Annotated in this window: 9 protein-coding genes and 2 tRNA genes; all 11 read right to left on the bottom strand. The window is 49.6% G+C overall.

All coding sequences use genetic code 11. The features are described 5' to 3' along the window. Positions 1-424: 424 nt before the first annotated feature. A tRNA-Met gene (locus FZ040_RS06690) sits at positions 425-501 on the bottom strand. Positions 502-505: 4 nt separating this feature from the next. Next, positions 506-591: transfer RNA gene (locus tag FZ040_RS06685), tRNA-Tyr, on the bottom strand. A gap of 76 nt (positions 592-667) precedes the next feature. Then, positions 668-1,774 carry a cell division protein FtsZ gene (gene ftsZ / locus FZ040_RS06680; protein ID WP_255448784.1) on the bottom strand — a complete coding sequence of 369 codons (1,107 nt, stop codon included), beginning with the start codon at positions 1,772-1,774 and terminating at the stop codon, positions 668-670. Positions 1,775-1,929: 155 nt separating this feature from the next. Further along, complete coding sequence (locus FZ040_RS06675) at positions 1,930-2,715, bottom strand: cell division protein FtsQ/DivIB (RefSeq protein ID WP_149171293.1); 786 nt, start codon at positions 2,713-2,715, stop codon at positions 1,930-1,932. A gap of 104 nt (positions 2,716-2,819) precedes the next feature. After that, the gene (locus tag FZ040_RS06670; protein WP_149171276.1) at positions 2,820-3,758 is read right to left on the bottom strand and encodes a D-alanine--D-alanine ligase family protein; all 939 of its coding nucleotides are present in this window, start codon (positions 3,756-3,758) and stop codon (positions 2,820-2,822) included. A 22-nt stretch (positions 3,759-3,780) separates the two neighbouring features. Next, positions 3,781-5,175: a UDP-N-acetylmuramate--L-alanine ligase gene (gene murC, locus FZ040_RS06665; RefSeq protein WP_149171275.1), complete on the bottom strand. Its 1,395-nt coding sequence runs from the start codon at positions 5,173-5,175 to the stop codon at positions 3,781-3,783. A gap of 14 nt (positions 5,176-5,189) precedes the next feature. Next, the gene (gene murG, locus FZ040_RS06660) at positions 5,190-6,302 is read right to left on the bottom strand and encodes an undecaprenyldiphospho-muramoylpentapeptide beta-N-acetylglucosaminyltransferase (protein ID WP_149171274.1); all 1,113 of its coding nucleotides are present in this window, start codon (positions 6,300-6,302) and stop codon (positions 5,190-5,192) included. 14 nt (positions 6,303-6,316) lie between these two features. Next, positions 6,317-7,678: a UDP-N-acetylmuramoyl-L-alanine--D-glutamate ligase gene (murD, locus tag FZ040_RS06655; protein WP_149171273.1), complete on the bottom strand. Its 1,362-nt coding sequence runs from the start codon at positions 7,676-7,678 to the stop codon at positions 6,317-6,319. 47 nt (positions 7,679-7,725) lie between these two features. Then, positions 7,726-8,679 carry a phospho-N-acetylmuramoyl-pentapeptide-transferase gene (gene mraY / locus FZ040_RS06650; protein ID WP_149171272.1) on the bottom strand — a complete coding sequence of 318 codons (954 nt, stop codon included), beginning with the start codon at positions 8,677-8,679 and terminating at the stop codon, positions 7,726-7,728. Between the two features lie 30 nt (positions 8,680-8,709). After that, complete coding sequence (locus FZ040_RS06645) at positions 8,710-10,083, bottom strand: UDP-N-acetylmuramoyl-tripeptide--D-alanyl-D-alanine ligase (protein ID WP_149171271.1); 1,374 nt, start codon at positions 10,081-10,083, stop codon at positions 8,710-8,712. Further along, complete coding sequence (locus FZ040_RS06640) at positions 10,083-11,579, bottom strand: UDP-N-acetylmuramoyl-L-alanyl-D-glutamate--2,6-diaminopimelate ligase (RefSeq protein ID WP_149171270.1); 1,497 nt, start codon at positions 11,577-11,579, stop codon at positions 10,083-10,085. Before FZ040_RS06640 ends, FZ040_RS06645 begins: the two co-directional genes overlap by 1 nt. Positions 11,580-11,732 lie beyond the last annotated feature (153 nt).

The raw sequence follows: 11,732 nt of genomic DNA, 5'->3' as shown, positions 1-11,732 counted from the left end.
CTTAAAAAGAAATTGCCGATTGCTATGTTGTTCATACCAATCGATGTTTATTTATGAAACCGAAGTTTCATCTTAACATCTGGCTTAAATCATATTGCATGATTTCATTTTACATTGTTTAGTTTTCAGAGAACAATCTCCGTCACTCATTTCAGCGACTCATTCAGTATATCGCATCGGTTCGTTTCTGTCAAGAACTTTTTTAAATTCTTTTTTGAAGCATTTTCGCAAAAACTCGCACAGCCACTTGCCAGTCAAGGCTTCGAACTGTTTTTGTCTTTGCTGTATCTCTCAGCGACTTGTATTATGATACACGCTTTTTCATCGAATGTCAACACCATTTTAAAACTTTTTTGCAAAATTTCAAAAGTTTTAAAATGAATAAAAAGCGCACCATTTACATGATGCGCTCACTGATTACAAATGGTGGCGGCGAAGAGATTTGAACTCCTGACACTGCGGGTATGAACCGCATGCTCTAGCCAACTGAGCTACGCCGCCATGATGGTGGGCAGGGATGGATTCGAACCATCGTAATCCGAAGATGACAGATTTACAGTCTGTTCCCTTTAACCACTCGGGCACCTACCCATATGCAATTAACAAGTGTTAAGAACAAGATATATTATATCTGCTCTTAACAATCTTGTCAACACTTTTTTGAATTTTATTTACGACGCATCCAAACCGGGATATCAATGAAATCCGGAGCTGGTGCTGCCGGCTGTGCTTCCGCCGGTTTCTCCGCCGTATCTGCAGCCACAGAAGCCGTGCTCACTGCAGGCTGTGCCGTAGACTGGACACCAATCTCTTCCGGCGCATCAAAACCAGTGGCGATAACCGTAACACGTACAGCATCCCCCATCGTATTATCGACAGCAGCACCCCAAATAATGTTTGCCTGGCTGTCAGCAGCTTCTTCAATGGAATTCGATGCTTCGGTAACCTCAAACATGCTGAGATTTTCCTCTGCACCAGTGACATTAAGCAGAATGCCGCGCGCACCATCGATACTGGTTTCCAGCAGTGGCGATGCAATAGCCGCTTTAGCAGCCTCTACAGCCGCATTCTCACCCGAAGCTTCACCAATACCCATCAAAGCCGAACCAGCATTGCTCATGATATTCTTCACGTCAGCAAAGTCAAGGTTGATAAGTCCCGGCAGCGCAATGAGGTCAGCAATACCTTTTACGCCCTGGCGCAACACATCATCCGCAATGCTGAAAGCCTGCGTAATCGGCGTTTTCTTATCAACGACCTGCATCAAACGGTCATTCGGAATCGTAATAATCGTATCCACATGTTTTTTGAGATTGGCAATACCGAACTCCGCATTGCGGCGGCGTTTCATGCCCTCGAAAGAGAATGGACGCGTTACAACGCCTACTGTCAGTGCACCAATTTCACGCGCACATTCTGCCACTACCGGTGCTGCACCAGTACCCGTTCCACCGCCCATGCCGGCAGTTACGAATACCATATCGGCGCCACGGAGTGCTTCCAGAATATCATCGCGGCTTTCCTCAGCAGCCTTCTGTCCAATTTCCGGCTGGGCACCTGCACCAAGACCACGCGTAAGCTTTTCGCCAATCTGCATGCGTTTTGGCGCCAGCGATTTCATCAAAGCCTGCGCATCCGTATTTACGGCAATAAACTCTACGCCCTGAAGGCCAAGATTAATCATACGGTTGACTGCATTGCTGCCGCCACCGCCAACACCTATTACTTTAATTGTAGCCAGTTGATCCAGGCCATTATCATCCAATTCAAACACTGCATTAACCCCCATGACGATTATATTCTGTAATGTGATTGTCTACCACATTTGCCAATCTACACAATTATACCGTTTTATTTTATCATCATTTTGCATTGAATTCCATAGCTTTTCCGAAAAAACTTCCAGAATTCCATCCAAACAAGCTTTATTTACTGTGCATTGGCATCAACGACAGTCTCTTTTTCCTTCGGCATATGCTTCAAGCGGATAAAGGGGGCAGTGTAGCTGAAATCGACATACTCAATCGAATGACGGCTGCCCGGAAGGTTATCCAGGAAATCCTGCGTGAGTTTTGCCTTCTCATCCAGTCTCTCCATCGATCCCAACCGTATTTGCACGCCATTTGTCGTATAGGCAGTTATCTGTTCCGGATTGGCCATATTGATTTCCGAAATCTGATTGAGTGCATCCGCATTGAGTTTTTGCAGGAACATAAGAATTTGTGCCACTTGCTCGTCCTTGTTATCATCACCGATGTATAAATCATGCAGGGTAGTTCCCGTTATCAACGGAATAGGCATTTTATGCAGTGACCGATAACTATGGATGACTTTTCCCTGCCGGTCAAAATCAATATAACCATAATCACAGATTGCAGTTGCTACCGGCACTCGTTCTGTAATGTCAATCTCAATCGTGTCTGGCAGCCGTCTGCGTACCACTGCCGATTCAATGCGCAGGTCATGCATGAGATTTTGCGTGATCTCATCTGTTTTTAGCTGAAACAGTGGGTTTCCCTTCTGAATTCTGCCAATCTCCATAACATCATCACTGTTCAAATACGAATTGCCATTCAAATTCAACCGTTGAAACGTAAACAGGGGCGAATAAATGACAATTCCCATTATGCTTCCGCATATAAGCAGGAATAAAAGTCCCTTTATGATTCTTCGTGGGCTGCGGCGGACTTTTCGATTGCTTTTTATTGGCTGCATTTCCTGCTCTTCTCTCTCCGTTGTTTCCATCGCCTTCACTCCCTTCTTGCCCTAGAAATAAACCGGACAGGTAGTATCCTGTCCGGCTTATTCCGGCCATCGGCTTATTTTTTAAAACCAGCCATCTCCAAAATGCGTTCACACAATTCAGGGAACTCAACGCCCATTGCCCGTGCAGCATCCGGAACCAGCGACAATTCCGTCATGCCTGGAACCGAATTGACTTCGATTACATAGGGCTTCTCATCAGGTCCCAGCATCATATCCACGCGTGCTACGCCGCGGCATCCGCAAGCCGTAAACGTCTTGATAGCAAGGTCCTGGATTTCTTTTGTCTTAGCGTCCGATACCGGCATCGGAATGATATGCGTCGATGCACCCTTCGTGTATTTGCTTTCGTAGTCATAACGTCCAGAAGTAGTCGTAATCTCAATGATTGGGAATGCTTCTTTCGCCTCATCATCGCCCCAAACTGCTACAGTCAGCTCACGGCCCTTGATAAATTCCTCTACCAGGACTTCATCGTTGTAGCTGAAAGCCTCCTGCAACGACTTCTCCAGCTCTTCATGCGTCTCAACAATATAAACGCCAATGCTCGACCCCTGCGAAGCAGCCTTTACGACTACCGGCCAGGAAAAGTTTTTCTCGATTTCAGCGACAAGATTGTGTTTCATCTCAAATGCATGGAACGTCTGGGAACGCGGCGTTGAAATCCCCTCTGCCACGAATACGCGCTTGGATGCTGCTTTATCCATGGTTACTGCCGAAGCCAGCACGCCGGACCCCGTATAAGGAATCCCCAGCATGTCCAGCGTTCCCTGGATCATACCGTCTTCACCGAATTTGCCATGGATTGCGTTAAATACCATCGCACAGCCGCTCTTGCGGATATCCTCGGCAAAGGTCGTCGGATTAAGTTCCATGCCCTCGGCATTATAGCCCTTCGACTGGAGTGCCTTCAAGATAGCCGTACCCGTCTGACGGGAAATTTCTGCTTCCGTAGAAGTTCCACCCATAACAACAACAATTTTATCTTGATTCATCTGAACATTTTCTCCTTTATCCTCAATTATCTTCCAGCATCTCCACGAGTTCCTCACCGGTTTTATAGATGTCACCAGCGCCCATCGTGATGACAAGGTCACCGTCTTTCACTTCACTCTTGAGGTGCTCTGCCACCTTTTCACGCTGTGGCAGGTAGATTACATCCTGACCAGACTGGCGGCGTACTTCCTTCAGGATAGTCTCCCCATCTACGCCTTCAATCGGGCTTTCACCGGCGGCATAAATATCCGTGAGAATCAAAAGGTCCGCCGATACAAACGCCTTGCCAAACTCTTCATGCAAAAGCTGCGTACGGGAATAGCGATGCGGCTGGAAGGCACAGATAAGGCGTCCTGGTTTCGTTTCCTTGGCGGCCTTAAGCGTAGCGGCAATTTCGGTCGGATGATGGGCATAATCATCTACGACCCATACCCCATTTACACGGCCTTTTGTCTGGAAACGGCGTTTTGCCCCATGAAAAGCAGCCAGTCCCGCTGCCATCTGTTCAAAGGGAACTCCCATCGTAAGGCCCGTAACAATGCAGGCCATAGCATCAAGTACATTATGACGTCCCGGAATATTGAGCGAAATATGGCCCAATTCCTCTTCGCCATGAACGACATCAAAGCAGATGCCCTTTCCACCTGTTTTGATATTGACAGCACGATAATCTGCCTCATGGTCAATGGCATAGGTATAGTATTTGCGGTCTACCGTTTTGGCGATATTGCGCAGATTTTCATTGTCAAAGCAAAGAACCGCATAGCCTGTTTCTTTATCTACATTTTGAATGAACTGGCGGAATGCCTTGATAATGTTTTCCATCGTACCGTAATGGTCCATATGGTCATCTTCGACATTTGTTACCACGGCAATATGCGGACGAAGTTTCAAGAACGAACCATCACTTTCGTCAGCTTCCGATGCCAGATATTCACTCTCACCAAGTTTTGCATTCGTTCCGAGGTCTGGTACTTCGCCTCCGACAATCACCGTCGGCGAAACACCGGCATGCGTAAGCGATACGCCCAGCATCGAGGTGGTCGTAGTCTTACCATGAGCGCCAGCTACGGCAATGCCCTTGTATTCATTTACCAGGGCTGCATTGATATCAGAACGGTGCAGTTTTGTGATGCCTAAATCACGAGCCGCCAATACTTCCGGATTGTCATACGGAATTGCCGTCGATACCACAATCGCATCCACGCCCTTGACATTTTCGCCCTTCTGGCCGCCCAACATGATCTTGACGCCAAGTTTGCGCAGGTTCTCAATCACCTGCGAGTCTTCTCTATCGGAACCAGAAACCTCGTAGCCGAGTTCTGCCATAATCTTTGCCAGCGGGCTCATGCCAGCGCCGCCGATACCAACAAAATGAATCTTTTTGATATCTTTAAGCTCTTTCAGCTGTTTCATCAATCTTTCTCCCCTCATGAACAATTCGCAAGTTCCAGTACGAGATTGGCAATATCGCCTGCCGCCTGCGGCCTGCCCATTTTACGGCTGGCTTCCGCCATAGCGGCTAACTTATCCTCTTCGCTCAAAAGTTCTGCCAGAACAGCGCTTAACCGTTCACTGGTCAACTCGCTGTTGAGAATCATCCGGGCCGCGCCTGCTTCTTCCAAAGCTCTCGCGTTATGCTCCTGATGATTCTCGGCTGCATACGGATAAGGCACCAAAATCGATGGTATTCCCCGGGCCGTAAGCTCAGCCAGGCCAGTAGCACCAGCACGGAATATCGCCAGATCTGCCATGGCCATAGCCTTTGGCATATCATAGAGATACGGCCGGACCTTGATATGATCCACCGCTTCAAGGTCAAGTCCGGCCTGTGCCAGGCGCTGGACAACATCCTCGTACTCATTTTTGCCTGTGACGTGCAGAAACTGTACCTCAGGATGGTTAGCTGCCTGCACCAGCACGTCAATCATCGCACGATTGATTGCCCGCGCGCCGCGGCTGCCGCCCGACACCAATACCGTCTTGCGTTTGGGGTCAAAACCAAATTCAGCGGCCCCTTCATCGCGCAATGCCGTCATTACCTCACTGCGGATGGGATTGCCCGTGCAAAGAACTTTCGCCGCTGGGAAGTGTTTCATTGCTTCCTCGGTACCAGCTGCGATCTTTGAAACGAATTTCGACAGGATTTTATTGGTAATTCCCGGAACGACATTCTGTTCCTGAATCAGGGTCGGTACATGCATAAGACTTGCCGCCAGCAAAATCGGACCACAGACATAGCCGCCCGTTCCCACCACGACATCGGGATGGAAATCCCGGACAATCTTCGCCGCTTTTGCCACCCCGGCCATAGCCTTACCGGCACGAATCAGATTAGCCGGTGTCAAATGACGTTCAAAGCCCTGAATATCCACCGTTGCAAAGGGAATTCCTTCCTTCGGTATGATATCGGCCTCTAATCCGCGGGTCGTTCCCACATAGAGGAAATTCGCCTCCGGATATTTCTGCTGTATCGTGCGGATAATCGTAATGGCCGGATAAATATGTCCGCCCGTTCCGCCACCAGATACAATAATATTCAAAATAAGAACCCCTTTTATAAATTATTTACCAGGCGCTTAAAATCGCGGCCGCGCTGCGCCATTCCATCATACATATCAAAGCTTGCACAAGCCGGGGAAAGCAGTACCACCTGTGGTGCCTTCGCCAGCGCATGCGCTTTCTCCACAGCTTTTTCCATCGAAAAACCTGCCCGATGGATATGCTCAGCCGGATAACCGTTTTTCAGCGCCTCTTGTTCAAAACGTTCCGCAGCTGCTCCCAGCAGCACAAGGTCAGAAACGCGCTTTTTACAAAGCTGCATGAAATCCGTAAGGTCAGTAAGCTTATCATCACCGCCCGCCAGAAGCACTATGCCATCGTCAAAAGTCTCCAAAGCCTTGATCGCCGAATCCGTATTGGTTGCCTTTGAATCGTTATAATACGCCACGCCATCCAGATCGCGAACATACTCGATGCGATGTTCAACCCCGCGGAATTCCTTGAGGACATGAATCATCTTCGCAGGCTCGCAGCCGGCAAGGAATGCCGACGCTATAGCGGCCAAGGCATTCTCAACATTATGAGCCCCCTTGATGCCAAGCTCATTGACTTTGCAAAGCAAATACTCCTGACCAGCCCAACGGATGACCAGCTGGTCATCCCGGACAAAGGCACCTTCTGCCAACTCTTCCCGGCGGCTGAAATAGCAAACCTTGGCCTTAGCCCGTGCCTTCATGCCACGGGTCTGCTCGTCATCGTAATTGAGTACCAGAAAATCCTCCGCGGTCTGCTGCCCGAACATCTTCTCTTTCATCTGCTGGTAGACTTCCATGGAGCCATGACGGACAATATGGTCCGGCGTTACATTGAGCACAGCTGCAATATGCGGGTGAAAATCCTTCGTGATTTCCATCTGATAGCTCGAGATCTCAGCGGCAATACAGCCGCCCTTTCCTACGCGCAGGACTTCTTCAGAAAGCGGAACACCGATATTGCCGCCCACGCCGACGGGATTGTAATGAGTTGCCAGCAGCAGCCCTAAAAGCGTAACCGTCGTGGTCTTGCCATTTGTTCCCGTCACCGCACAGATGGGGGACTCGGCTAACTCATAAGCCAGTTCTACCTCGGTGAGCACGCGTATCTTGCGGGCATAAGCGGCCTGAATAAGAGGAATCCGCTCTGGAACCGCTGGGGATACCATCACCCAGTCAACATCGTCGAGCAGGCTCTCCTGCTGCGGGCCAAATACCAGTTTGATTCCCTTATCCCGAAGCTCCTGAAAATCGTATTGGATATCCTTTTCCTCTTTGGCATCGCTTAACACCACCTCAGCCCCAAACGATTTGACCAGCTTAGCCGAGGCAAAGCCACTGATGCCAGCACCGATTACCAGAACTTTCTTTCCTGAAAGATTCATAACCACGAAGAAATCCCCCTCAATGAATTCTTATGAACTCCAATGAATTACAGCATGCACAGACCGGCAATACCTGCCAAAAGCCCTACTGCCCAAAATACGAATACAACCTTCCACTCAGACCATCCACCAAGTTCGAAGTGATGATGAATCGGGCTCATGCGGAACACGCGCTTGCCCGTAGACTTGAAGGAGATAACCTGGATGATAACCGAAAGGGCCTCACAGACGAAAATCAAGCCGACTACGGCCAGCAAAACTTCCGTATGGGTCAGGATGCCAACAGCAGCCAACGCACCGCCTAATGCCAGCGAGCCCGTATCGCCCATAAACACCTTGGCAGGATGAGCGTTAAACCGCAGGAACGCCAGGCAGGCCGCAACGACAGCCACACAGAAAATCGCCAAATCCTTATGTCCCATATTCAGGCAGATTACTGCATAGACACTAGCGGCAATAGCCATAGTTCCCGAAGCCAGACCGTCGAGGCCATCGGTAAGGTTAACTGCATTGGACGTTCCCACCATAACAAAGAGCAGCAGGAAATAATATCCCACGCCGATGTTGATGGAAGTGTTGGCGATTGGAAGCCATACGCTCGTATCAATCCCGAGCATACGCGTGCCGATAATCATCGTAACCACAGCAATAATAATCTGCCCCAGCATTTTCTGCTTGGCCTTGAGGCCCAGATTGCGTTTCTTTACCACCTTGATATAATCATCGAGAAATCCAAGCACGAAATGACCCAAGGTGATAAAAAGTGCCAGCAGGATTTCCGTAGAGAGCGGTGCTGCCACCGCCGTGCCGATCGTAATTCCCAGGATAATCATGATTCCGCCCATAGTCGGCGTACCACTCTTTGCCTGATGGCTCTTCGGGCCTTCTTCACGAATGCTCTGGCCAAATTTCAGTTTATGAAGTTCCGGGATAAAAAACGGTCCCGTCACCAATACAAAACCAGCAGCTACCACTGCCGCAATGAGTAAACTCGTTTCCACTTTGTGATTCCTCTTTCTAGTTCATATTCCTTAAAGCAGGTCGATAATTTTTTCCATCTGCATCCCCCGCGACCCTTTGAATAAAATCGTATCCTCCGGCTGCAGGATTTCGTGAAGCCGCTGTGCTGCTTCTTCGTGCGAAGCACAGCGGAATACAGCGGGCACACCGCCCTTTGAAGCTCCGTCAGCAATATGGTTCCCCATCTCACCACGGGTGATAACAGCCGCAAAATGGTGCTGGGCCAATTCCTCACCGACATGGCGATGTGCTTCTACCGACACGCTGCCAAGTTCCAGCATATCGCCCATTACTGCAATCTTGCGTCCCTTCGTCAATTCCGAAAGGGTATTGATGGCTGCCGTCATCGACATCGGGCTCGCATTATAAGCATCATTAACCACATTCCATTCTTTGACCTTCTTGCACTCAAAGCGCATCTTCGTCGCCTCAAGATTCTGAAGCCCCTGACGGATTTCAGCCGCCGTGAGCCCCAGCGCAAATCCTGCCGCAATCGCAGCCAGCGCATTGTAGACATTGTGGCGCCCTACCATCGCAATGGTATATTCCTGACGCTCCTTTTGGTAGGTTACCACAAATTTCGTCGTCTGGCCTTCCGTCTCAATGGCATCGCCGCGCACATCAGCCTCCTGCTCAAGGCCAAACGTCAGGACACGAACGCCTGCTTTGACCTTATCACGCATCCCGGCGACATATTTATTATCGGCATTAAGAATGACCGTTCCACCAGCAGGAATCGCTTCCACGAGCTCGGCTTTAGCCTTGGCAATATTCTCCAGCGACCCCAGCAGCTCCATATGCGTTTCTCCGACATTGGTCACAATGCCAATCTGTGGCTCTGCAATAGGGGCCATAGCCTCAATCTGGTGGAATCCTCTCATTCCGATTTCCACCACGGCTGCCGTATGTTCCTCACGGATTCCCAAGAGCGTCATCGGCAGGCCGATTTCATTGTTGAAGTTTGCCTGCGTCTTGAGCACCGGGCCACGGGCAGACAGCACCGCTGCCGTTAAATCCTTGGTCGTTGTCTTGCCATTCGATCCTGTAATAGCAATGACCGGAAGGTTCGTAAAGCGCATGCGCCAATTATGAGCCAGCTGCTGATACGCCTGCAAAGTATCTTCTACCTGCAAGACCGTCCCCTTGCACGCTGACAGGATCTCAGGCGCGCAGTCACGGCTTACCATTACGCCAGCAGCACCTTTTTGCAGCGCCTCTGCTGCAAAATCTTCGCCATTGAAACGCTCGCCCTTAAAGGCCAGGAAAAGGACACCGTCGGAAATCTTGCGGGTATCGCTGACCAAATCGCAAAAGGTTTCTTTTTCTTTGGCATATACCGAAGCGTTTGTAATCGCCTGTACTTCTTCAAGATTAAATGCTGGCATCAGTTTTCCTCCTTGCGCGCAGCGACTGCTTCTTTCGCCACTTCCTTATCGTCGAAATGAATAGTCTCATCCTTCAAAATCTGATAATTTTCATGGCCTTTGCCCAGGATGATAACAATATCGTCTTTTTCCGCCAATTCCACAGCGCGGAAAATTGCTTCACGACGGTCTGTAATCTTCTCATGATGCTTGCTGCCAATTGCTTCTTTCACGCCGGCTTCCACTTCACTCAGAATGAATTCCGGATCTTCCGAACGAGGATTGTCCGATGTAGCAATAACGACATCCGCCAGCTGCGCTGCGAGCCGTCCCATAATCGGACGTTTCGTGCGGTCACGGTCACCGCCGCAGCCAAAGACTGCGATAATTTTCTTCTTGGCAATCTCCCGGGCGGTACGGAGTACATTTTCCACGCCATCCGGCGTATGCGCATAATCAACGATGATGGAAAAATCCTGACCAGCCTTCACCAGCTCAAACCGCCCCGGCACACTGGTAAAGCCCTGCAAGACCTTTTCAATGATTTCCGGTTTGATATTTTCAGCCAGCGCAGCTCCTACGGCCGACATGACATTATAGACATTGAAAATGCCCGTGATATGCAGCTTGAGTGCCATCTTGCCAAACGATGCATGATTCAGCGTGAAATTGGCACCACTTGCCAGAACGTCTACATCCGTAGCCCGCAAATCCGCTTCGCCATTTATGGCATACGTAAGGTGGCGGCAGGAGGCATGCTCGAGCATCGTCTTGCCAGCTTCATCATCGATATTAACCACTGCCGTCTTGCCCTGCTTGACACCATCCTTCGATACTGCCTCAAACAATTTGGCCTTTGCCAGCATATAGTTTTCCAGTGTTTTATGATAATCCAAATGGTCCTGGGTAAGGTTCGTAAAGACAGCCGTATCGAACTCTATCCCGGCGACACGGTTCTGATCCAGCGCATGGGAGGAAACTTCCATAACGACATAGTCCATCCCCTTGTCCCGCATAATAGCCAGCGTATGCTGAAGTTCGACCACATCCGGCGTCGTATTGTGAATCGGGAATACTTCATCTTCCATCATAATCTGGATGGTGCCGATGAGACCTACTTTGTAGCCGGCTTCACGCAGGATAGCCCGGGTAATGTAGCTGGTCGTCGTCTTGCCGTTAGTACCAGTTATGCCAATCACACGCATGCTGCGGGCAGGATAGTCGTGGAAAAACGGCACAATCGCATCCAGCGCAGCCGTAAGGTCTTTGACCAAAAGCACAGCGATCCCCTCCGGGACCGCTACATCCGCCCGCGTCGTGAGAATAGCTGCCGCTCCGGCAGCTGCTGCCTGGGGAATAAATTTATGTCCATCCACATGAAGCCCCGGGATGCAGACAAAAAGCGTTCCCTTCTCTACTTTGCGGGAATCATGTTCAATCCCCGTGATAACCGTTTCTTTATTGCCAATAACTTCAGCGCCTGCTACGAGCTCTGCCAGCTGATTGATAGTTTTCATCGATTTTCCTCCTCAGATTCCGCCACTCATAATTGCGGACCGTACACTATTATAAACCGTCTGGAAAAAAAATAGTAGTGTTTTTTATTTCTATATAAAGACGAAAGAAGCTGTTCACGTTGCATGACAGCCTCTTTCCTGGACAGCCACCTG

It is taken from the genome of Pseudoselenomonas ruminis, from assembly GCF_008271295.1.
Lineage (GTDB): Bacteria > Bacillota > Negativicutes > Selenomonadales > Selenomonadaceae > Selenomonas_A > Selenomonas_A ruminis.
This window is presented reverse-complemented; position numbering and strand designations above follow the sequence as displayed.